This is a genomic window from Breznakiella homolactica, from assembly GCF_016616095.2.
Lineage (GTDB): Bacteria > Spirochaetota > Spirochaetia > Treponematales > Breznakiellaceae > Breznakiella > Breznakiella homolactica.
Genome location: NZ_CP067089.2, coordinates 3,186,051 through 3,207,674 on the forward strand (window position 1 = coordinate 3,186,051; position 21,624 = coordinate 3,207,674).

The 21,624-nt window shown below is 52.9% G+C and carries 20 protein-coding genes; 16 read left to right on the top strand and 4 right to left on the bottom strand.

Going from position 1 to position 21,624, the window contains the following annotated elements; all coding sequences use genetic code 11:
• Positions 1 to 38 precede the first annotated feature (38 nt).
• The 9 genes from JFL75_RS14385 to JFL75_RS14425 all read left to right on the top strand — a co-directional run bounded on the left by JFL75_RS14385 (position 39) and on the right by JFL75_RS14425 (position 9,902).
• Complete coding sequence (locus JFL75_RS14385; protein ID WP_215627371.1) at positions 39 to 1,373, top strand: TrkH family potassium uptake protein; 1,335 nt, start codon at positions 39 to 41, stop codon at positions 1,371 to 1,373.
• 104 nt (positions 1,374 to 1,477) lie between these two features.
• The gene (locus tag JFL75_RS14390) at positions 1,478 to 2,200 is read left to right on the top strand and encodes a potassium channel family protein (RefSeq protein WP_215627372.1); all 723 of its coding nucleotides are present in this window, start codon (positions 1,478 to 1,480) and stop codon (positions 2,198 to 2,200) included.
• Between the two features lie 3 nt (positions 2,201 to 2,203).
• Positions 2,204 to 2,938 (top strand): GNAT family N-acetyltransferase, encoded by a 735-nt coding sequence (locus JFL75_RS14395; protein WP_215627373.1) that lies wholly within the window; start codon positions 2,204 to 2,206, stop codon positions 2,936 to 2,938.
• 203 nt (positions 2,939 to 3,141) lie between these two features.
• The gene (locus JFL75_RS14400) at positions 3,142 to 3,690 is read left to right on the top strand and encodes a hypothetical protein (RefSeq protein WP_215627374.1); all 549 of its coding nucleotides are present in this window, start codon (positions 3,142 to 3,144) and stop codon (positions 3,688 to 3,690) included.
• A gap of 37 nt (positions 3,691 to 3,727) precedes the next feature.
• On the top strand, positions 3,728 to 4,300 hold the full coding sequence (locus JFL75_RS14405) for a GNAT family protein (protein WP_215627375.1): 573 nt from the start codon (positions 3,728 to 3,730) through the stop codon (positions 4,298 to 4,300).
• A gap of 236 nt (positions 4,301 to 4,536) precedes the next feature.
• A complete protein-coding gene (gene glgX, locus JFL75_RS14410) occupies positions 4,537 to 6,690 on the top strand; it encodes a glycogen debranching protein GlgX (RefSeq protein ID WP_215627376.1) in 2,154 nt (717 codons plus the stop codon).
• Positions 6,691 to 6,702: 12 nt separating this feature from the next.
• A complete protein-coding gene (locus JFL75_RS14415; RefSeq protein WP_215627377.1) occupies positions 6,703 to 7,515 on the top strand; it encodes an ABC transporter ATP-binding protein in 813 nt (270 codons plus the stop codon).
• A gap of 309 nt (positions 7,516 to 7,824) precedes the next feature.
• A complete protein-coding gene (locus tag JFL75_RS14420) occupies positions 7,825 to 8,454 on the top strand; it encodes a 5' nucleotidase, NT5C type (RefSeq protein ID WP_215627378.1) in 630 nt (209 codons plus the stop codon).
• An 11-nt stretch (positions 8,455 to 8,465) separates the two neighbouring features.
• Positions 8,466 to 9,902 (top strand): B12-binding domain-containing radical SAM protein, encoded by a 1,437-nt coding sequence (locus JFL75_RS14425; protein ID WP_215627379.1) that lies wholly within the window; start codon positions 8,466 to 8,468, stop codon positions 9,900 to 9,902.
• Here JFL75_RS14425 and JFL75_RS14430 read toward each other — a convergent pair.
• The 3 genes from JFL75_RS14430 to JFL75_RS14440 form a co-directional block, all read right to left on the bottom strand.
• Positions 9,889 to 12,423 carry a hypothetical protein gene (locus tag JFL75_RS14430; RefSeq protein ID WP_215627380.1) on the bottom strand — a complete coding sequence of 845 codons (2,535 nt, stop codon included), beginning with the start codon at positions 12,421 to 12,423 and terminating at the stop codon, positions 9,889 to 9,891. The two genes, JFL75_RS14425 and JFL75_RS14430, sit on opposite strands and share 14 nt — an antisense overlap.
• A gap of 73 nt (positions 12,424 to 12,496) precedes the next feature.
• Positions 12,497 to 13,255, bottom strand: a complete 759-nt coding sequence (locus JFL75_RS14435; protein ID WP_215627381.1) for a methylenetetrahydrofolate reductase — start codon at positions 13,253 to 13,255, stop codon at positions 12,497 to 12,499.
• Positions 13,255 to 13,998: an acyl-[acyl-carrier-protein] thioesterase gene (locus tag JFL75_RS14440; protein WP_223292662.1), complete on the bottom strand. Its 744-nt coding sequence runs from the start codon at positions 13,996 to 13,998 to the stop codon at positions 13,255 to 13,257. Before JFL75_RS14440 ends, JFL75_RS14435 begins: the two co-directional genes overlap by 1 nt.
• Before the next feature lie 281 nt (positions 13,999 to 14,279).
• Between JFL75_RS14440 and JFL75_RS14445 the strand changes: the two genes are divergently transcribed.
• Complete coding sequence (locus JFL75_RS14445) at positions 14,280 to 14,627, top strand: DsrE family protein (RefSeq protein ID WP_215627382.1); 348 nt, start codon at positions 14,280 to 14,282, stop codon at positions 14,625 to 14,627.
• Positions 14,628 to 14,689: 62 nt separating this feature from the next.
• On the opposite strand, the gene JFL75_RS14450 is transcribed toward JFL75_RS14445, so the two are convergent.
• Positions 14,690 to 15,037, bottom strand: coding sequence for a hypothetical protein (locus tag JFL75_RS14450; protein ID WP_215627383.1), 348 nt, complete (start codon positions 15,035 to 15,037; stop codon positions 14,690 to 14,692).
• Positions 15,038 to 15,217: 180 nt separating this feature from the next.
• Here JFL75_RS14450 and JFL75_RS14455 point away from each other — a divergent pair, with 180 nt between their 5' ends.
• The 6 genes from JFL75_RS14455 to JFL75_RS14480 all read left to right on the top strand — a co-directional run bounded on the left by JFL75_RS14455 (position 15,218) and on the right by JFL75_RS14480 (position 21,566).
• Positions 15,218 to 16,234 (top strand): LacI family DNA-binding transcriptional regulator, encoded by a 1,017-nt coding sequence (locus JFL75_RS14455; protein ID WP_215627384.1) that lies wholly within the window; start codon positions 15,218 to 15,220, stop codon positions 16,232 to 16,234.
• Between the two features lie 55 nt (positions 16,235 to 16,289).
• Entirely contained in the window at positions 16,290 to 17,549 is a 1,260-nt protein-coding gene (locus JFL75_RS14460) for an ABC transporter substrate-binding protein (RefSeq protein WP_215627385.1), read from the top strand.
• Positions 17,550 to 17,658: 109 nt separating this feature from the next.
• Entirely contained in the window at positions 17,659 to 18,540 is an 882-nt protein-coding gene (locus JFL75_RS14465) for a carbohydrate ABC transporter permease (protein WP_215627386.1), read from the top strand.
• 8 nt (positions 18,541 to 18,548) lie between these two features.
• Complete coding sequence (locus JFL75_RS14470; RefSeq protein WP_215627387.1) at positions 18,549 to 19,394, top strand: carbohydrate ABC transporter permease; 846 nt, start codon at positions 18,549 to 18,551, stop codon at positions 19,392 to 19,394.
• Between the two features lie 66 nt (positions 19,395 to 19,460).
• Entirely contained in the window at positions 19,461 to 20,819 is a 1,359-nt protein-coding gene (locus tag JFL75_RS14475; RefSeq protein WP_215627388.1) for a mandelate racemase/muconate lactonizing enzyme family protein, read from the top strand.
• Between the two features lie 39 nt (positions 20,820 to 20,858).
• Positions 20,859 to 21,566, top strand: coding sequence for an RraA family protein (locus JFL75_RS14480; protein WP_215627389.1), 708 nt, complete (start codon positions 20,859 to 20,861; stop codon positions 21,564 to 21,566).
• Positions 21,567 to 21,624 lie beyond the last annotated feature (58 nt).

The following is a 21,624-nucleotide window of genomic DNA, read 5'->3' on the forward strand; positions in this document are numbered from 1 at the left end:
CTGCCTTATCAGGGGTCCGGGTATGGATAGTTAAAATTGTGAATATTTTTCAGAGATCCGATGCGTTTTACCTTCTTATTTTCTTTCTTATCCTGATTTCGGCGGGGACAGCCCTGCTTTTGATTCCCGGCGCGTGGAAAGGATACCCCGATACTCCCGATTCCCTTACCCTGGTCGACGCCCTGTTTACCGCTACTTCGGCGGTATGCGTTACCGGCCTGAGCACGGTTAATACCGCGGGGTTCAGCCGGCTGGGGCATATCATCATTATGCTGCTTATCCAGCTCGGCGGCCTGGGCATTATCAGTTTTACTTCGATCCTGCTGAGTATTCCCGGAAACCGGCTCCCCTTCCGGCGGCTCAATACGATCCGGGCATTTTACATTGACGGCGTCGAATACAATCCCCGGCGGATTGTGCGGAACATAGTTATTATCACTTTTCTGATTGAATTCCTGGGCGCTGTCCTGCTTTCATTCTTTTTTTATTCCGGCGGAACCGAAGACTGGTTATTCGCGGGAATATTCCACGCGGTTTCCTCGTTCTGCAATGCCGGGTTTTCGCCCTTCGCGGCAAACCTCGTTGATTTTGCCTATTACCCGCCGGTTCTTATTGTCGTGATGCTTCTGATTATAACCGGGGGGCTGGGGTTTATTGTGCTGAATGACATAAGCCGCCGGGTTTCGGGAAAGCGGAAACACCTGAGTTACCACAGCCGGGTAGTGCTGGGTATGACGGGACTGCTCCTCGCCGGCGGAACCCTCTTTTTCCTGATGTCTGAATGGGACCGGGCGTTCCGGGACATGGAGTTTCCTGTCGCCCTGGTGAACGCCCTGTTCCAGGCGGTTACGCCCCGGACCGCGGGTTTTGAGGCCGTACCTCAGGCGGCGCTGAGCCAGCCGTCGCAGATGCTCACCGGCCTGCTTATGCTTATCGGCGGCGCTCCGGGGTCAATAGCCGGGGGCCTCAAGGTAACCACGGTTTTTGTGGTTCTCATGGTAATGTTCCGGCGGCCCGACAAAAACGGCGATATAAAGGTTTCGCACCACCGCCTTGCCGCGGGTACCATAAACAACGCGGTGGTGTATTTTCTCAAAGCTCTGGCGCTGCTGCTGATCTGTACCGCGGCGCTCAGTGTTGTCGAAGGCCTCCAGGGGGACAGTTTCGGGGCGATTGTGTTTGAAGTGCTTTCCGCCTTCGGAACCGTGGGGCTGACCGTGGGAATGACGCCGGATCTGACGGTTCCCGGAAAACTGGTAATCATCGGCGCCATGTTCGCCGGCAGGGTCGGGCTCATTGCCCTGGCGTTCCCGGCGGCCCGCCACAGATCCTATGACATAACCTATCCTGAAGGAACGGTATTATTGGGGTAATATATAATCAAATAGTCTGAATTATTTGATTATATCCGATTGTAGGTGTTTCTGATGTAAGTATTGCTAATTCATTGCATCAGAAACGTACATTAAAGGTGGATATGAAACAGGTTGCTATTTTAGGGCTGAGCCATTTCGGAAAAAGCGTACTGGATGAACTTCTGGGCCTGAGCGTTGACGTTTTTATCGTGGACCGGGACCGGGAGGTCGTCGACCTTTACAAGGATACCTCCGCCGGATCGGTGGTACTGGATGTGCTTAACGTGGAAACCCTCAGGAAGGTGCTTCCCGACGGCGTGGATGCGGTGGTCATCGACATGGGTGACAGTATTGAAGCGTCAATTCTGGCCACCAGCTATTGTTCGAAGCTTGCCATACCGACGATCATCGTAAAGGCAGAGACCGAGCCCCACGCGGAGATCCTTGAACTCGTGGGGGCGACAAAAATCGTTTTTCCCAGCAAGGAAGCGGCCAAACGGATTACCCCGCTGCTCCTGTCTTCGGTGCTCCTGAGCTACCTTCCGGTGAGCGGACAGCTCGCTATTGTGGAAGTCGGGATACCGGAACACATGCTCGGCAAAACGGTTATGCAGACGGAACTCCGCCGCAAATACAACCTCAACCTCATTTCAGTGCGCCAGCCCATGGATGAATATGAACAGTTCGACCCATCCTACCGTTTTAAGTCCGGTGATATCGGTCTGTTCTCGGGTACCGATGCCGCCCTGGAAGCTTTTACGGGGAACGTACTCAAGGAGCGGGAGCACAAAGCCGTGGCGGACCAGATCCGGAAATTCTTTAAAATTCAGCAGAAGAACTCATAAGCGATGGCCTGTATTGCCCTGCGTTTTACCGCCTCGGGCCATATCTTTACATCCCCGGAGGACGATCCCGAAATCCTCGCCGCGGCGCTGACCACCATTCCCTATGAAGAAGAATTCTGTATTTCCCTTGATTTCGATCCCGGTTATATCGCCGCCCTTATGGCTGCGGGTTTTATGGTAATGTCCATGGAGCAGCAAATCCCGGGATACGAACCGGAAACCCTGCTCCTGCCCAAGCTGCACCGGGAGCGTTCGGTGGTTTTTTTCCCGGAACTCCACGCGGGAAAAACCGCCCGCCGCCTCATCCCCCGATATGAGCTCAATCCCGAAGAGAATTTTGAAACCGTACTCCGGGGCTGCGCCGAAACCCACGGCGAGGACTGGCTCACTCCGGAACTGCAGCGCAGCTTCGGGGCAGTCGCCCGCCGGGATGACCTTTCCGTACGGATGCGGACTTTCGGTCTGTACCGGAACGGCCGGCTCGCGGCGGGGGAGTTCGGGGTATCCATAGGCGGGGTCTATACCAGCTATTCCGGGTTTTTCCGGGAACCCTCCGCGGGCACGGTGCAGATGGTTATGACCGGCCGTTTCCTGGAACAGGCGGGCTATGCCTTCTGGGATCTCGGCATGCCCCTGGAATATAAATACAGCCTCGGCGCACGAACCCTGGACCGGGAGCGGTTTATGGAACTTTTCCGGGACGCCAGGGAAGCAGCGCCGCCGATTCATTTACATTGATATTACCGCATCCTATGGTAGAATTAGATGAGTTCCGCATTATAATGCCGGGATTGTAATTAAGACAATTATGTTTAGTTCAGTTGATATAATGGACGACGAAAATTACAGCATGGATTTTCTGATCTTCAGATATAAATAAACTGATACGTATGCCGTGCATTGTTTATACCCGGGGGGTAGATGGTATGGCGGAAAGTCGTATGCTGATATACAAATATCTTTCAAAATATATTCTTGATAAAATTTCACTGACCGAGTGGGTTGATATCGCATTAGAATTAATCGGCACTGGAACAGAGAATGAAAATCTGTATATTTTAGCCGGCTTAGACAGTAAATCGGATATCGACGGCATCAGAAAATATCTGGATTTCATTTTAGATGAAATGAAAATTTCTTCACCCTCGGAAGAAGACGCGGCGGCCTATCTGCTGTACTGGTATTGTTCGGATCTGGTAAACCGCAGGATGGAGCCGGAAGAATTTCTGAGAACGGTTTATGATGAGCTGTTCAATTATATTGCCGGAACGTATACGGACAAAGACTATACGCCGGCCCAGGAGTTTATTCTTTTTTATTGGCAGCTGGATGACCTGGAAAATGAATTGGTTCATTTGTCTCCAACGGCCGGCAGAGAGGATGAAAAGAAAAAACTTTTTAAGCGCTGCGCTGAGCTGGCTCTGATGTATGTAAATGAGAATGAAAATACAGAACAAATATTTTTACGTAACGGCAAAGAGAAAAAATGAATAACCGGAGTTTTAAGTCAATTAACAGGGAGAGAAAATGGTAAAAATAAAGGACCGTAACTATTCCATACAATCATCCGATGCCGCGATAGAAGTCAGGTCACTGCGGGATAGTGATCTGCCGTTTTACGCGGAATGGTACAAGGGCCGCTTTACGGATGATTTTACTGCCTCCTTATCCGAAAAAGAATTTGAACGGTTTCTGCAGCGGGATTTGAAAGAGAATTTGCTGTTTATCATTTTCAGGAACGCTATTCCCTGCGGCGAAATTACGGTGTGGAATGATACGACCCTGGTATTTGATAACGGGATTTACGCGAAGCCGGTTTACAGTATTTGGTTTAAATTTTACGGCGCGGGAGACGATGCCTTTAAAACCGAATCCCTGAAATTATTTATAGAATTGGCGAAGACGGCAAAAGAAAAAATCAATACTCTGTATACGTTAATCAGCAAAGAAAACGAAAACGACGCTCCGGTGTATAAACAATGCGGATTTGCCGAAATCGGGCCGGCCTTTTACAGATCAAAGACAGAAAAGTTTATGGAAAAAAACGGGCTGGAGAATGTGTATAAATCATCTCAGATGCTGATTCGGCAAATCGGATGAACCGCGGCGGTGTCCGGGATTAAGAGGGGGAAGCAGCGTGAAGAGGCTTCTGTTTTTTGGGTACAGGATAGACCTGTCTTCCTGAAAAAAGAAAACTATGGCGATGTATTTGAATATCTTTTTCCGGAACCGGAAGTATTGGATAAATGCCAATAATTTGTTTAATTTTAATAAAACAATGAACAAAAAGTTACCATAACAATTATATTTAGTATCTTTTATGGTAGAATAAAGATATGGGTTTTAAAGATTTTATTGCCGAAGCCGGAAAACCTCTTCCCCTGGGGGCGACCATTACCGATCAGGGGGTGAATTTTTCTCTTTTTTCCAGGAATGCCACCGGCATAACTTTGGTTCTTTTTGAATCCCCCGAACCTGACAGCGCCTATGAGGAAATTGAATTAAGCCCCCAGAAAAACCGCACCGGTGATATCTGGCATTGCCATATCCGGGATATCGGGGCGGGAGCGCTGTATCTGTACCGGGCGGACGGCCCGTATATTCCCGAAAAAGGTCTCCGGTTCAATGTGCAAAAAGCCTTGATCGATCCCTACGCGAAAGCCCTGACGGATCTTTCCGGCTGGGACATAAAATCAGCCATGGGGTTCAATCCTGAGCAGCCCTATGACGATCTTTCTTTTTCATACAAGGATGACATTCTCAAGAACCCCCGGTGTATTGTCATCGATGATGAATTTGACTGGCAGGGGGATAAGCCTCTCAATTATCCTCTGCGGTTCAGTGTGCTCTACGAAACCCACGTCCGGGGGCTTACCGCGGGCCGGGACTCCGGGGCTGAATATCCCGGGACGTACCGCGGGGTGATAGAGAAAATTCCCTACTTAAAAGAACTGGGTATTACCAGCCTGGAGCTGCTGCCGATCCAGGAATTCAACGAGCGGGAACTTCCCCTGGTCAATCCCAGGACCGGGGAAGAACTTAAAAATTACTGGGGGTATTCCACGGTGGCTTTTTTCGCGCCTAAATCTTCGTACGCGGCGGATAAAACCCCCGGAGCCCAGGTGCGGGAATTCAAAGAGATGGTCCGGGAACTCCACAAGGCGGGTCTTGAGGTTATCCTGGATATTGTGTTCAACCATACCGCCGAGGGCAATGAACGGGGGCCCACATTTTCCTTTAGAGGGCTGGACAACACCATCTATTACATGCTGGATGAAAACAAACGGTATTACAAGAATTATTCCGGCTGCGGCAACACGGTAAACTGCAACCATCCGGTGCTGCGTTCCCTTATCCTGGACTGTCTCCGGTACTGGGTTGTGGAGATGCATGTGGACGGATTCCGGTTTGACCTCGGTTCGATCCTGGGCCGGGACCAGGACGGCAAACTCATGGAGAATCCTCCGGTGCTGGAACGCATCGCCGAGGATCCGGTGCTGCGGCACACCAAGATCATCGCCGAAGCCTGGGACGCCGGCGGCGCCTATCAGGTCGGCTGGTTTCCCGGGGGCCGCTGGGCCGAATGGAACGACCGTTTCCGGGACGATGTGCGGAAGTTCTGGCGTGGCGACAGCCATGAGGTACAGCATCTGGCGACCCGTCTGGCGGGGAGCTCCGACCTGTACCTCCGGGACGGCAGGAAACCCTTTCACTCTATAAATTTTATTACCAGCCACGATGGTTTTACCCTCCGGGACCTGGTCAGTTACGAGCAGAAACACAATGAGGAAAACGGCGAGGAAAACCGGGACGGCGGAAACGAAAACTACAGCGCCAGCTATGGCTTCGAGGGGCCGGTTTCCAACCCCGCGATAGAAGCCCTCCGGGAACGGCAGATGAAGAACTTTATCGCCACCCTGATGGTATCCCTGGGCACCCCCATGGTATTGGGCGGTGATGAGCTGGGCAGAACCCAGAGGGGCAACAACAATGCCTATTGCCAGGACAATGAGGTTTCCTGGTATGACTGGCGGCTTCTGGAAAAAAATGAGGGACTTTTCCGTTTTGTTAAGGAAATGATTGCCTTCCGGCTCCGGCATCCCGCCTTTATGCGGCCCGAGTTTTATTCCGGCAAGGACGGCAACTACAACGCCATTCCCGATATCAGCTGGTTTGATGCCGAAGGTCACACTCCGGACTGGGAAAAAGCGGATATGCTTCTGGCATTCAGAATCGACGGAAGCAAAGCCGATATAATCGCCGACCGGGACGACAATGATTTCTGCATTATGTTCAACGCGGGCCCGAAACCGGTATCCTTTACCGTCCCTCCGTCCCTGGATGGAAAAAAATGGTACCGGGTTATTGATACGGGCCTGGAAAGTCCTGATGATATTGTTCCCGTGGGGAAGGGGCGCCTGCTGAATCCTCAGAATACCTATACCGTCAGGGACCGCAGCATGGTGGTGCTAATTTCCGTAAAGGTATGATAGTATACATCCATGGCAGAAGAAATTCCCTTTATTGAATTGTCGGATATTACCTTTTCCTATCCCGAGGCGGAAACCCCTGTTTTTTCCGGGTTTTCCGGAAACCTGCCCGGGGGATTTGTGAGTCTCGCGGGACCAAACGGAATCGGAAAGTCGACCCTTATGCTCCTGGCCGCCGGCCGGCTGCTGCCCCAGAAAGGGCGGGTCAGGCTTCTCGGAAAGGATACGGCGGATTTTGCCGACGAGGAGGAACGGAACCGGTTCGCCTCCTTTGTGTACCAGAATATGGAATTTGAAACTCCCGAACCTCTGGAAGCGGTTCTGTCACAGGTATATTCCGGGGGCTTCCACGAAAAAAAATCCGACCAATTTTACAAAGATGTACTCAGGACTTTCGGGCTCACGGATCTCGCCGGCCGGTCTCTTTCAAAACTTTCGAAAGGGGAAATGCAGCGCACCCTTCTGGCGTTTTCGGTCCTCTACGGATCCCGTTCAATTTTTATGGATGAACCCGTTTTTGCCCTGGAGGACAAACAGAAGGAAGAAGCCCTGGAGTTTTTCCGCGGCTACAGCAGGGAAAACCGCGTTACGGTGTACGTTTCTCTCCATGAGCTGGATCTAACGAAAAAATACGCGGAGACCGTACTGCTTTTCCACAGAGGACATACCATTGATGTGGGTTCTCCCGCGGAAATACTTACCTCCGAGGCGCTGGAAAAAGCCTACGGCGTTCCGGCGGCCATGCTCAGGCAGAAGGAATATCTGGACCGCAAAAAGCTGGAAGAAGAATCGGATTTATTGAAAAACCGCGGCGATTCGGAATAACCAATACTGAAAGGTAACGCGGGGTTCTGTGACAAGGCTGCCGGCAGCGGCGAAGCATCGCATCGTGGAGAAAAGGTCCCATGATCTTGCTCCAACAGGTAATTCATACGCCCCCTAATTCAGCACTACCGCATCATTGAAAAAGGTAAAACGAGATGTTGCGGAAAAGCTACCGATAACGGAGAAGCACTGCATTAGGGAAGAAAGTAGCATAGGGTGTCATGGGAGAATTGATAACCAAGGGTCATCAATTCTCCCATGACAGGACCCTCGGAAAAATTTATATGATGCAGTGCTTTGGAGGAAACCATGGATGAAAGCAGCTTTATCTTGGGTGTCGACCTGGACGGCGTGGTGGGTGACTTTTACGGAGCCATGCGCCGGATCACCGCTGAATGGGTGAACAAACCCGTGGAGGAGCTGACCGAAGAAGTTTCCTTCGGGCTGGAAGAATGGGGAATCGGCGAATACGGCGGGTACGACCGCCTGCACCGGTTTGCCGTGACCCAGCGGGACCTCTTCCGGGTGATGACCCCGGTTACCGACGCGCCGGCAATCCTCCGGAAGCTGTCGAACCGCGGCATCAGGATCAGGATCATCACCCACCGGCTGTTCCTCAAATATTCCCACCGTACCTCGATCACCCAGACCGTGGACTGGCTCGACAACTACGATATCCCCTACTGGGATCTTTGTTTTATGAACGACAAAGGCGCGGTAGGCGCCCATGTTTATATCGATGATTCCCCGTCCAATATTGTCCGGCTCCGCAGCCAGGGCTGCAGAACCATCGTCTTTACTAACTCAACGAACCGGGCGCTATCCGGCCCCCGGGCGGATACCTGGCAGGAAGTGGAACGGCTGGTAACCGACGCCATGGCCGAATGGACCACCGGTACCCTGGATCTTTTCGGCGCTACGGGTTTCCGCTCCTGCTGAACTGACCGGGTATGGCCGATATCGTCCTTGCCGCGATCAACGCCAAGTGGATACATCCCTCCCTGGCGCTGCGGCTGCTAAAAGCCAATCTCCGGGAACTCGAAGACCGGACGGAAATTCTCGAATTTGCCCTGCGCCAGCCGCTGGATGAAAAGGTCCTTCCCATTCTTTCAGCATCACCGAAAATCCTGGGACTGTCCGTGTATATTTGGAACCACCGGGCAACCCTGGAACTGCTGGAGGCCCTTGCCGCGGCCTGGGAAGCGGAAGGCCGGGAACGGCCTTTGATTGTTCTGGGCGGACCCGAAGCCGCGTATCTTTCCGCGGATTCCGGCCTGGCTGCCGCCGCGGACTGGATCTTCCGGGGAGAAGGGGAACACGGATTCCGGGATCTGTGCCGCTCTTTCCTTGGAGGACCGGAGAAGTCCGGAGCCTCGGGGAAATCCGCCGGCTTCGCGTTATCACCGCATATAAAAGCTATTGACGGAAAGTTTATTGAGACCCATCCCGCGGATCCGGCTTCCGCCGATCCCGGATACCGGCTGTACACCGGGGAAGACCTGGCCAGGAAACTTACCTACGTGGAGGCTTCCCGGGGCTGTCCCTTCGGGTGCGAATTCTGCCTCAGTTCCCTGGACCGGTCGGTCAGGGATTTTCCTCTGGATGGATTCCTCACGGAAATGGATGGACTTATCCGCCGGGGAGGGCGGTCATTCAAATTTCTTGACCGGACCTTTAACCTCGATACGGACCGGGCCCGGAGGGTTATGGAATTTTTCCTTGACCGCCTTACTCCCGGTATGTTCGTTCACTTTGAAATGGTCCCGTCCCGGTTCCCCCGGGAACTCCGGGAACTGCTCACCCGTTTTCCGGCGGGCAGCCTCAGACTGGAAGTGGGCATACAGACTTTTAATCCCGAAACCGCCCGGGCTATCGGACGGCCCAGCAGCCCCGAGCTGGAACTGGAAAATTTTGAATTCCTCAGGAATAATACCGCCGCCATTGTCCACGCCGACCTTATCGCGGGGCTCCCCGGTGAGGATTTCGTCTCCTTTGCCGAAGGCTTTGACCGGCTCTGGATGGTCCGTCCCACGGAAATTCAGCTGGGAATCCTCAAGCTGCTGCCGGGGACACCCCTGGCGCGGCATACGGTTCCCTTTGGCATGGTGTATTCTCCCGAACCTCCCTATGAAGTAATCGAGACCGCGGCGCTGCCCCGGAAAGACCTTGACCGGATAAAGAACTTTGCCCGGTTCTGGGAACTCATCGTAAACCGGGGCCATTTTGAGGATCTTGGCAGCCGCCTTTTTCCCGAAGGCCGGCGGATTTTTGGGGATTTCATGAACCTGTCGGACCGGCTTCTGGCGCGGTTCGGCAAAAACTGGGGAATTGACCGGGCGGCGCTCCGGGCCGCCCTGGAAGAAGAAGCGGCCCTCAGGGCACCGTAGCCATGAAAATGATAGATTCTTTCTTCATGAACTGCTTCTTTTTAATGATAAATTCCTCCCCGTCATAGGTGATGGTCACTTCCAGGGGTTTGCCGTCCTTGATTAATGGCGAAACCGTTTTTTCGAAAAGCGCTCTGCTGCTGTCGGAGGAGCCGACGGAAATCACATGGATCAGGGCCTTGAGGTTGTAATGTTTCTCTTCCGGGGGTTTCCCCTCACGGCCGTAGATCTCCCGGGCAATCTCCAGGGGTTCGACCAGAACGGAAAAGGCGGGTTCTTCCCCGACCTGCAGGTTCCAGCCCATGAAATCCCCCTCCAGCACTGAATGGTTCAGCATCGCGGAACCAACGGTGTTCCCGAACCGGAAGGTGCCATCCAGGTCCATGGGCAGGCCACCCACTTTCCAGTACCCTTCGCTGGTTTCGGCGTAACCCGGAGGCAAGGCGGCTTCCGGTTCTCCGTCGGCAAGCTGTTCCGCCACTTCGGAATAGCTCCGGATCCGGAGATCCAGAAGCTCCAGCAGTTTTTTATCCATCCAGATCCGGGAATCCGAGATATGGGACGCATAGGCGTCATTGGCGGTCATGATGTCACCGCCGAACCGGGTGATGGTATAAATTTTCGGAACATCAATACGGTAGATCAGGGTGATATGGGTTATAAAATCAATCGCCGAGTAGGCGATGCGGGAACGGGACGCCGACCGCTTGATGCTTTCAAAATTACTGATCCGTTCTTTCAGCTCTTTCTGCAGGGCCTTGTTCAATTCAATTTTATTCTGAATCTCCGCGTACTGGTTCCGCTGGAATACCGGTCCGCCCTGGACTATCAGATCCTCGGAATTGTACCGGGTAACTTCCTCAAATTCTCCCAGAACCCATGAACGGTTGAATTCCGGCAGGTATTCGGAAACATCCCCGGCGGTCAAAAACATGATGCTGCCGGAATCACTGGATTTCTGGGACTGCATAAGCAAATAATCGGTTCCCGCTTCCATAATGTAATGGAACAGTTTTTTATCACTGTCACCGATCCGCTGCTCCAGTTCCTGTTTGAAACTCTCCGAAAGCCCGTCCATCGCGTCCGGGGGAATATCCAGGGTAACAAAAAATATCTTCGGCGGGCCGTTCCTGCCGGGGAGGTAATCCCGCTTGAGGTAGGTCCACATTTCAACGGGGTGGAGCAGGATCGTGCAGGTTTCGTTGTTCCAGGTTATGCGGAGATCGCATTCACCTTCAAAAAGATTGAAATTGGGAATTTCATACAACCACTCGGAATCTTTTGTATCACCGTTCCAGAGATATCCCCGCATGGCCGTATCTATGGACGGACCCCGTTCGCCCTTCCCATCAGGGTACGATCCGGTATCGAGAAAATCATCGGCGGCAAATTCCAGGGGAGCCTCAACGAAACGCCAGGTATTCTCAAAGATAGGTTTTGACCAATAACCGGTTTTTCCCTGGGCATCGATTCCTCCGACCCGGAGTTCCCGGGCGGCATTGCCCTGGCCGTTCTGGAGAATGGTTATGTGCCGGGTAAGCCGGGCCTGTCCCGGCAGGGTGATAGGAAACTGTTTGAGCCATGTTTCCGAAGGAAGGCCCCAGGCCGTGAGGTTGGACCGGTAATTGGTTCCCGGAAGATTCGATTTATAGGGAACATACGTATATTTGAAAAACATGGGATCGCAGCCGATGATGTCAAAATCAGCCAGCCGCGTATACATTTCCCCGGCCTCATTGATGAGAAAAAGCGTGGATGCGCTCGCGGACATCGCCGCGGCCTTAAAGCTCCCCCGTTCCGGGCCGATATAGTTCCGGCTGAAGTCCGAGGGCAGGCCCGTATCGCCGTAGCAGATTTCCTGTCCATCCTCCAGCAGTATATATGTGGTGGCGATTTCCTGGGTTCCGTTGTGGTGCTGGTTGCCGAAGGGATCTTCATACCATAAGACCTGGGCGTTGCGCTTGCCCATGGCCCAGGCAACATTGCCGGCGGTCCGCTTGTCGATATACAGTGGTTCCACCGCCGGCCAGCCCTGGCCGTCGAACCATTCGTTGTTCTTCCGGGAAAAGATCCAGTCGAAACAGATACGGTAGAACTGCCCGTCCGAGGACAGGGCTACCAGCTCATCCGCGTCAGCGGAAATTTCCACAATCGCCCGGGGATCGCGGAATTTCTTGTTTGAACTGTTGTTGGGGAGCCCGGTTTTCATGAACAGTATCCAGTCCCGGGGCCCGGATTCCGGGGTGATCCCCTTATACCAGATAAGTCCGTCCTTAACCACGTAATAGTGGTAGGTATTAAAGCTCTGGGTCCGTGTTTTTAAATATACCGCATCGGGAAATTCACCGTTGATATCTTCTTTTTCATAATTATCCCGGGGAAACCCCTGCATATTGGCCATGTGGGGATTGGTCGCTTCACTGGACTTTCCCCCGGATGCGCAGGACCCGAGCAGCGGGAATAGTGCGATAGTACACAAAAGCAGCAGCAAATTGTGTAATTTTACGGTATTTCTCTTCATATTAAGAAGTATAGTAAAAAAATCCAGTCCAGCCAATTAAGTTACCGCTGTTTGTGCATACCGCAGTTTTGTATTACGTGAACAATCCCGACAGGTACGCTTCCAGATTGACCTTAATCGGCATAAGATACAGGTTGAAGTTGTTGGCGGTGCAGTAATTGAGGACCCTCCGGCCGAAATCCACGTTCCAGTAAAGGTCCGGTTTAAAATGCTTCGGAAATACCGCGCGGTTCCGGGATTCCCAGTAGCCGCGGCTCGATTCGGTGAGCACCGGAGAAATGCCCCAGAAGACATTTTTGCCCTCAAGATATTCAGCGTAAATTTCGAGAAGCCGGAGATCAAAAAAAGGCTGGCTCATGAAACCCGCGGCCCCGGCGTCTTCCTTTTCCTTAAGATAATCAAGCTCGAACCGTATATTTGATCGGTAGGGATCAAAGGCGCCGTAAATTTCGATGCCGGGCATTTCCTTTTTAAGTTTTCTGATAAAGGGAACCGTTTCCGTGGGATAGGTCCGGTGCCCCGGATCCTTGGGAGGATCCCCGGCAATCACCAGAACCTTGGTAATACCTCTGGAGGAGAAGAATTCCCGGTGGGGAAAGGGCTGATCCAGATCAAAGTCAATTGCCCTGAGGTGGGGAATAAAACCGAATGGGCGGGGCTTATCCGGTCCTGCGCCTGCGTCCAGTATATCGTTGGCTTCCCAGGAACGGATAGAAAAACGGAGCAGATCCGGAACATTGATGTGGCTGATCCGGGGAAAAGCCAGCGCGGCGGCGGCGCCGCTTTCCAGGGCTTCCCGGTCCCGGGGGACTATTTCGAGGGAAACAAGCATCAGGCACCGGTCCAGAGTTCCGCCCGGAAGGCAACCAGGCCGCTGTCCTGGTGCCTGCCCTCAACGGCGATGGTATCGGGTTTATCTCCCGCGGGCCCCGCCCAGATTTCGGAGGTTTCCCCGGGGAGGATTTCGGAAATATAATTGATATCCAGGCGCATCTGCCGGGCGGCGTACAGCAATTCCGGGTCCAGAATATCCTGTATCCACTGGACATACCGGGCGTTGTTAACGTGTCCGTTGTAATCTATATCGGAATACGCGGCGTTCCGTTCGGTTTTTTTTGAGAGACCCTCGATGACGTCAAGGCCGCGGGCGCCGTCGGGCAGGGAATCGATGCCCTCGTTTTTCGGCATGTTTTCCATTACGGACTGCGGCCTGAGGGGGCGTTTTTTCGCCACATCGAGGACAACCCAGCCGCTGCGGCCCTTAACAACAGGTATATCGGATTCATCCCTGATATCGTAATCCCTCACGGCAAAAAGTTTCTCCGCCCCCCGGGGCCAGGTTCTGACCTTTATGGGTTCCCCCAGCCTGGGCCGGCGTTCGAGCATGACCGACATTCTCGACAGAATCCATGCCTGTCCGGTCCTTTCCAGGGCTTCCCTTCCGACACCCAGATGTTCCGCGTGGGCAATGGCAACTTCCTGAAAAAAGTCGAATGTCCCCGAAAGCGTGAGCCGGTCGGTTTTATCCACATCCCAGAACCGCATAGGAAAAGATTCCTGCCAAATATCAATCATTTTTTTACTCCAAGGTTTTATTTTGATTAAAATACTATAAAAATTCAATATTGAGGGGGAAGTACAGAGACTGAAAATCCGGAAAACACCCGAGGAGTACCGGTTCTGTTTTTATATGACATCCGGCGTTACCAGTACGGTACGGAGGTTTTCCGGTATAGATACAACAAATATATAGAAAAGAAACCATTTTTCATGGCAATCGCAGAATTTTGATTGTACCGGGGATTTATTCAGATATAATTGTATAGTAGATAAAACAATGTAAAAAGAGGAAATTCATGGCGGTAAAAGTTATTTTTCATGTGGATGAAAACCACAAATGGGAGCTTGCGCTGAAAAACGCAGGCAATTTGCTCAAAGCTGTCGGCAAAAACGAGGCCCGGGCGGAAATTCTCGCCAATGCCGAGGCGGTCGGGTTTTACCGGAAAAAAGACCACAACAAGGAAACCGCCGAGTTGATGGATGATCTCCACGAAATGGGAATAATCTTTAAGGCCTGCAACAACGCCCTGGGGAATTTTAAAATCAGCAAGGATGATATTTTTCCCTTTGTAAAGATCGTTCCCGTGGGGGTGCTTGACCTGGCCCTTAAGCAGGATGAAGGATACGCCTACATAAAGCCGTAACTCATTACCGGGCAAAGAAATCTTTGGCAGCCGGGTTGAGGACCTGCCTGCAGGACAACGGTTCAGCGCTTTTTGAAAAACAGAAAGTACAGGCCTTCTATGGACATGCGGCCGGTGTCGTTGATCCGGTAATCTCCGTAGGAATCACCGTTAAGAAACAGGGTGCTGTCCCGGGTTTCATAGGAATAGTGCCCCGCGAGGCCGGCGTTTTCGAAAACCGAACCGCTCAGGACCGCCGATTCGCCGGTAAACAGTATCTGCGCGTTTTCTCCGTGGTACAGTTCCTGCCATACACCCGGCAGGGAAGGGTCGCTGCCTGACAAATCCGGGGCTGTCGCGCTGTCGCAGGCCGTTAAAAATACACAGCACAGCACAACAATGAGAATTCCGGCATGCGTCGTCTTTTTCATGGGCACCCCGCTGCAACCGAAAAATCCGGTACGTACATAATAATGCATATACCGCAAAACCGCAATCTGCGCGGCCATGGATATTTTTGAGCTTTAATTCAGCCAAATAATAAATTTGACAGATGTCATATGCTGTGGTATACTATTTTTAGTAAACTAGTTTACTAAAAGGAATTATCCATGGGATCAGTGAATATTACCGAAGTCGCCCGCCAGGCGGGGGTATCAAAGGCGACGGTTTCCAATTTTCTGAACAAAAAATCGGATAAGCTTTCCGACGAAACCCGGGCAAGGATTGAGAAGGTTATCAGCGATCTCAACTATATTCCGAGTTTCGGCGCCCGCCGGATGCTGAACAACCGGACCCAAACCATCGGGATAATTCTGGAGAACATGAGTATCCAGTCCATGTTCTCCATCGCCTTTTACGGCTTGGTCCATGCCGGAATCAGCGAAAGTTTCCAGGACCATAATTACCGTTCCCTGATCATTCCCATCTCGGAGAGTTTTTCCCGGGAAGGGGTGGATTATCTCAAGGAACTGAGCCGGGGTATGGTTGACGGATTTCTTCTTTTTAATATCCGCGAAAACGACCAGTACATCAAAGCCTTTGCGGAATTCAAAATTCCCTTTATGTGTTTCGGCCATGTGCAGGCGCAGAATGTGCCGAATTACGTTGGTACGGATTACCGGAACGGCGTTATAAAAGCGGTGGAGCATCTTTTTTCACACAACCTGAACAATATCGCCGTTTCCGCGGGCATTGAGGAATCCATTGTCGGAAGCCAGATTAAGGAAGGATTTATTGAAGCCCATAAAAAACACGGACGCAGCTGCAATCCGGCAAATGTGATAACCGGCAAGCGCGACCACGATGAGTCGGTTTACGATGAATGCCTCGCCCTGCTCAGTTCCGGTGAAAAACCGGACGCGTTTATCCTTTCGGAGAGCCACTACCATGACCTGGAGCGGGCGGCGAAAAAACTGGGACTAAAAATACCCGAGGACATTAAATGTATCCTCTTCGCGTATTATCCCCGCACCGCTTCCGGAAAATTTACGTACCTCAAGGCGCCGCTGCACGATATCGGAAAAAGCGGAGCCGAGAATCTCATAAAACTGATCAACGGCGAAAAAATAAAACCCTGCCTGTTCCCCCTGGAACTGGTGATGGGCCGTTCCTGCGGCTGCAGCTGATAAACCCGGCGGATTGTCCGCCTGTTTATATTAAGCATCAAAACGGAGGTCTTTAATGAAGAGATTTGTATTGTGTTCGGTACTTGCCGCAATGTGCGCGGCTGTTTTTGCCGGCGGTTCCCAGGATGGGGCAAAGCTGGTGGTTTGGGATAAATCCGAATACGTTGCCGCTTATAATGAACAGTCAAAGGCGCGGCTTGAGGAATTCGGGAGAAACAACAACATCGCCATTGAGTACGTCATTGTTCCGCCCAACGATCTCAGGTCAAAACTGTTCGCGGCTATTGAAGCGAAAAATCCCCCGGACATCGTGCTTACCGACGACTTCCTGGCAAAGCAGTTCGCCGGGATGAACCAGCTGGCGGATGTTTCGGAAATCCTCAACGCGGTACCGTTCACCAAATCCGGCCGGGACCTGGCGTTTAACGAGGCGGGCAACTACGTGGTGCCCGTGGCCATGCTCGCCCCCGGGCTGTACCTCCGGAAGGATAAATGGGAAGCCGCGGGGCTGCCCTATCCCAAAACCTGGCTGGAGCTGCTGGATCACGCGAGAAAGGTGAACGATCCGGCGAATGATTTTTACGCCCTGGGATACCCCATGGGCGCGTCCGGCGGCGGCGACGCGGAAGGCATGGTCCGTTCGGTGATACTTTCCTTCGGCGGGATTCCCGTGGACAAGGACGGCAAGGTTACGGTCAATTCGCCCCAGAGCCTGGAGGCCCTCAAGTATATCGCCCAGCTGTACCAGGAAAACCTCTGTCCGCCTTCGGCCATAACCTGGGATGACATGGGCAACAACACCGCCTACATCGCCGGTTCCGTCGGGGTCATCCAGAATTCCCCCAGCGTTTTTTCCCAGCTCAAAAGTGAAAACCCCGACCTGTACGGCAAGACCGCTATTCTGAGCTGGCCCTCCGGACCCGCGGGCAACTTTACCCTCACCGGCGGCAACGCCTATATCATCTTCAAGAACGGCAAGCAGACCGAAATGGCAAAGAAGTATATCACCGAATTCTTTGAGCTTGAATTCTACAAGAACCTGGTTATCCAGATGGGCGGCATGTGGCAGCCCGTGGTTGAAAAAGCCGACCTCGATCCCTTCTGGGAACTCCCGGAAAACAAGGGCTGGCTGGAAGCTTCCCGGGGCGGTGTCCCGAACACCCATCCCGCGCCGGCGAATGAGCTGACCACAAAAGCTTTCGCGGAGCAGCTCTGCGTCAAGGCGGTGCAGAAGATCGTCCTCCGGAATATGGATCCCCAGGCCGCTCTCAACGAACTTGAAGCCGACCTCAAGCGGGTGCTCAACCAGCGGTAATCCGTTTTACTGCGGACCGGGCAGCGGCGGCTGCCCGGCATTCGCTGCCTTTTTCCGGCGTCACCGCTGGTACGGAGGGCAGGTATTTTCTAACATCCCGGAGGTGCCCATGGTCAGATCCCTTAATTCGGAAGAAAAAAGAATAGGCACTTTTTTTACCCTGCCTGTATTCATCCTGATTTTTCTCGTCATGGGTTTTCCCTTTATATACACGGTGTACTTAAGCTTTACCGACAAGACCGCGGGATACGATCCGCGTTTTATCGGGTTCGCCAATTATATTTCCAATTTCAAGGATCCCCAGTACTGGCTGGTGATCCGCAACACCGTCATATATACGGTGAGCTGTATCATTTTCAAACTCGTTCTCGGCATGGCCTTCGCGCTGCTGCTGAACGAGAAATTCCGGGGCCGCAGTATTGTCCGGGTTTCCATGCTCCTGCCCTGGGCAATCCCCGGTATGGTTGCGGCCAACACCTGGAAGTGGATGTACAACGACCAGTACGGCATCATCAACGCCGTCATGCGGAATATCGGTATTATTTCGAAACCCATCCCCTGGCTTGGGGACATGAAGCTCGCCCTGCTTTCGGTCATCATCGTCAACATTTGGCGGGGAATTCCTTTCTTTCTTTTCAGTATCCTCGGCGCACTCCAGACCATTGACGACCAGCTCTACGACGCGGGAAAAATCGACGGCGCCAATATGGTCCAGCGGTTTACGAAAATAACCCTGCCGTCGGTGTTGCCCGTGGTGGCTATTTCGACGTTGCTTTCAACGATCTGGACCTTCAATGATTTTGACAATATCTGGCTAATAACCGGCGGAGGCCCGCTGAACGCCTCCAGCGTAATCGCGACCTATACCTATGAGGTGGCGTTCCTCTACAACGAAATGGGCAGGGCTCTCTCCATAGCCGTTTCGGTCATTCCGGTTCTCGTTCTTCTCATGCTTCTGGTGACGAGAAGAATGAACACCAGGGACGCGTAGGAGGAACCATGAAGAAATCGAATATACGAAACGCGAGAATCAAAACCGCCATGGTTTACATTGTGTCCCTCATCGGAATCGTCTGGTCCCTGTTTCCGATTTACTGGATGCTTAAATCATCCCTGACACCGAACTCGGAGATGTACGGCATCAACCCGTCGCTGCTGCCTTCAAAGATAACCCTGGAACACTACAAGCAGCTTTTTACCCAGACGGTTTTTATGCGGTACTTTCTGAACAGCCTCTATGTCGCGGTGTTCTCCACCGTGGTGGCCCTGGTCCTGAGTATTCTGGCGTCCTACGCTATGACCCGGCTCAATTTCCGGGGACGGAATTTTATGCGGAAGAGTGTGCTCTTCGCGTACCTGCTTCCCACTGCGGTGCTGTTCATTCCCATGTACATCATGATCAGCCGCATCGGGCTGGGGGACAACAAGAACAGCCTCATCATCGTATACCAGACCTTCATCATACCTTACTGCTGCTACATGCTGATGAGCTACTTTACGGCGATTCCGAAATCCATGGAGGAGGCAGCTTTTATCGACGGCTGCTCCCATCTCCAGGCTTTGATGAAAATAGTGCTGCCCATCGCGGCTCCCAGTATCGCGGTGGTGGCGACCTTCGCCTTCACCCTGTCCTGGAATGAATACCTGTACGCCCTGGTGCTCACCACCAGCGCGAGCCAGCAGACCGTAACCATCGGTATTTCGGGGTTCCGGTATTCGGACAATTATATCTGGGGACTGATCATGTGTTCTTCGGTGATCGCTTCCATTCCCGCGGTGGTGCTGTATATGATGGCCCAGCGGTTTATGGTGAGCGGCCTCGCCGCGGGAGGGGTCAAGCAGTAAGTCTGAAAAATTGAATGTTACGGTTTTACGGGTTGAGATAAAATAACACAGAAAAGAGGTTCCAAAATGGAAAAAGGGAATGATGGTATCGCCGGAGGGTTCAACAGGAACTCCGCGCCGTCGCAGCTGAGGATCACCGATATCCGGTTCGCGAAGATCGCCGGGGCTCCCATGGACTGCATCATGATCAAGATCCTGACCAACAGCGAGCTGGAAGGATACGGCGAGATCCGGGACTGGAGTTCGGAAACCTACGGCCTGATGCTCAAGAGCAGGCTCATCGGCGAGAACCCCTGCAATATAGATAAAATCTTCCGGCGGATAAAACAGTTCGGCGGCCACTCCCGCCAGGGCGGGGGCGTCTCCGGGATTGAGCTGGCCCTCTGGGATCTGGCGGGGAAAGCTTACGGTGTCCCGGTGTACCAGATGCTGGGCGGAAAGTTCCGGGACAAGGTCCGGGTATATTCCGACACCGACTGCGAAGGCAAGCCCGACGGCAAGAAGATGGGAGAAGCCCTGAAAAAACGGATGGGCCTGGGTTTCACTTTTCTCAAAATGGACTGGGGGGTTGAACAGCTTCTGGGGGAAAAGGGTGCCCTCTGCGCGCCCCTGGGTTACATCGACGAACTCAAGCAATACCAGGAATACATGAACGACTCAGCCCCGGAAAACCGGGATAAATACAAACGGGCCTACGATGTGATCAACATCGCCCATCCTTTTACCCAGCTCCAGATAACGGAAAAGGGCCTGGATATCCTGGAGGATTACCTCGCCACTGTCCGGTCGGTTATCGGCTACGATATTCCCCTGGCGGTGGACCACTGCGGCCACATCGGCGTCACCGAATGTATCAAGCTCGCGAAGCGTGCGGAGAAGTACAACCTCGCCTGGCTCGAGGATATACTTCCCTGGCAGATGACCGAAGCGTACAAGACCCTGTCCTGTTCATCGGCGGTGCCGCTCTGTACCGGCGAGGACATTTACCTCAAGGAAAATTTCAGGCCTATTCTGGAGTCGTCGGCCCTGTCGGTGATCCATCCGGACATCCTCACTTCCGGCGGGATTCTTGAAACGAAGAAAATCGGGGACATGGCCCAGGACCACGGCGCGGCCATGGCGATCCACATGGCGGAGACTCCCATCGCCTGTCTCGCGGCGGCCCACACCGCGGTGGCTACTGAGAATTTCCTTGCCCTGGAATTCCATTCTGTTGATATTCCCTGGTGGAAGGATCTCGTTAAGACCGGAATGGACCCGATCATCAAGGACGGCTTTATTGAAGTTTCCGACGCGCCGGGCCTGGGAATCGAGGCCCTCAACGACGAAGTTATCCGGGAACATATCCACCCGTCTTCTGACGGTATCTGGGTTTCCACGGATGAATGGAATCACGAATGGTCCCACGACCGGCTCTGGAGCTAATTCCGGCGGTCAGAAAAATATCCATGAAAGGAGCATACCATGGAAGCCAAAGCATACGATGAAATCCTCTCTCTGCAGAAACGCTGGATCCGCATCCGGAGCGCCAATTTATACGATACCATGGATCACATGGGTTACGGGGACCAGTGCCTGGACCTTACGATAAAACCGATCGTTCCCGGCGCGCGGATAGCGGGGGTTGCGGTTACGGTCCAGGGCCGGCGGGCGCCGCTGACGGAGGAGGATCTGAAAAAGAATCCCAAGCTGCAGCCGGACTTCGACGACTTCCAGACAATAGCCCATCCCGGCTGCGTCATTGTGGTGGACGGCGGCGGTGAAGCTTTTACCGGAAAATTCGGAGAGATGACGAGCTGGGCATTCAAGCAGAATGGGGCAACCGGCATTGTGGTGGACGGGTATATCCGCGATTACGAGGGGCTCGTTGAAATTCCGGATTACACGGTCTGCGCCCGGGGGACTTCACCCATCGAGTCGAACCGGCGCTGGATCCAGGCGGATTTCAATTCGATTATCGGAATGCCCGGAACGGTAACCTCCAGCGTCCGGGTCGCCCCCGGGGACTGGATCATCGGCGATACCGACGGGGTGATCGTGGTTCCGAAAGAAATCAGCATGGAAGTTCTTGCGGAGGCGGAAAAAATTGAAGACGCCGAAGAAGGCATGCGCCGGGATATGCAGAAGGGTATGACCTTTTCCGACGCCTTCAAAAAATGGGGCCGGGCGTAATTTTTTTCAAATAAAATGCTGAAATTACTTGACCCTCCCCCGCGGGGGAGGGCGTACA

Excerpts from the sequence above, each read along its gene's own strand:
- JFL75_RS14405 (WP_215627375.1), top strand. The coding sequence starts at position 3,728 with ATGGTAAAAATAAAGGACCGTAACTATTCCATACAATCATCCGATGCC.
- JFL75_RS14400 (WP_215627374.1), top strand. The coding sequence starts at position 3,142 with ATGCTGATATACAAATATCTTTCAAAATATATTCTTGATAAAATTTCA.
- JFL75_RS14450 (WP_215627383.1), bottom strand. The coding sequence starts at position 15,037 with ATGAAAAAGACGACGCATGCCGGAATTCTCATTGTTGTGCTGTGCTGT.
- JFL75_RS14480 (WP_215627389.1), top strand. The coding sequence starts at position 20,859 with ATGGAAGCCAAAGCATACGATGAAATCCTCTCTCTGCAGAAACGCTGG.
- JFL75_RS14465 (WP_215627386.1), top strand. The coding sequence starts at position 17,659 with ATGGTCAGATCCCTTAATTCGGAAGAAAAAAGAATAGGCACTTTTTTT.
- JFL75_RS14435 (WP_215627381.1), bottom strand. The coding sequence starts at position 13,255 with ATGCTTGTTTCCCTCGAAATAGTCCCCCGGGACCGGGAAGCCCTGGAA.
- JFL75_RS14420 (WP_215627378.1), top strand. The coding sequence starts at position 7,825 with ATGGATGAAAGCAGCTTTATCTTGGGTGTCGACCTGGACGGCGTGGTG.
- JFL75_RS14440 (WP_223292662.1), bottom strand. The coding sequence starts at position 13,998 with ATGATTGATATTTGGCAGGAATCTTTTCCTATGCGGTTCTGGGATGTG.
- JFL75_RS14390 (WP_215627372.1), top strand. The coding sequence starts at position 1,478 with ATGAAACAGGTTGCTATTTTAGGGCTGAGCCATTTCGGAAAAAGCGTA.
- JFL75_RS14425 (WP_215627379.1), top strand. The coding sequence starts at position 8,466 with ATGGCCGATATCGTCCTTGCCGCGATCAACGCCAAGTGGATACATCCC.
- JFL75_RS14430 (WP_215627380.1), bottom strand. The coding sequence starts at position 12,423 with ATGAAGAGAAATACCGTAAAATTACACAATTTGCTGCTGCTTTTGTGT.
- JFL75_RS14470 (WP_215627387.1), top strand. The coding sequence starts at position 18,549 with ATGAAGAAATCGAATATACGAAACGCGAGAATCAAAACCGCCATGGTT.
- glgX (WP_215627376.1), top strand. The coding sequence starts at position 4,537 with ATGGGTTTTAAAGATTTTATTGCCGAAGCCGGAAAACCTCTTCCCCTG.
- JFL75_RS14460 (WP_215627385.1), top strand. The coding sequence starts at position 16,290 with ATGAAGAGATTTGTATTGTGTTCGGTACTTGCCGCAATGTGCGCGGCT.
- JFL75_RS14445 (WP_215627382.1), top strand. The coding sequence starts at position 14,280 with ATGGCGGTAAAAGTTATTTTTCATGTGGATGAAAACCACAAATGGGAG.
- JFL75_RS14395 (WP_215627373.1), top strand. The coding sequence starts at position 2,204 with ATGGCCTGTATTGCCCTGCGTTTTACCGCCTCGGGCCATATCTTTACA.
- JFL75_RS14415 (WP_215627377.1), top strand. The coding sequence starts at position 6,703 with ATGGCAGAAGAAATTCCCTTTATTGAATTGTCGGATATTACCTTTTCC.
- JFL75_RS14455 (WP_215627384.1), top strand. The coding sequence starts at position 15,218 with ATGGGATCAGTGAATATTACCGAAGTCGCCCGCCAGGCGGGGGTATCA.
- JFL75_RS14475 (WP_215627388.1), top strand. The coding sequence starts at position 19,461 with ATGGAAAAAGGGAATGATGGTATCGCCGGAGGGTTCAACAGGAACTCC.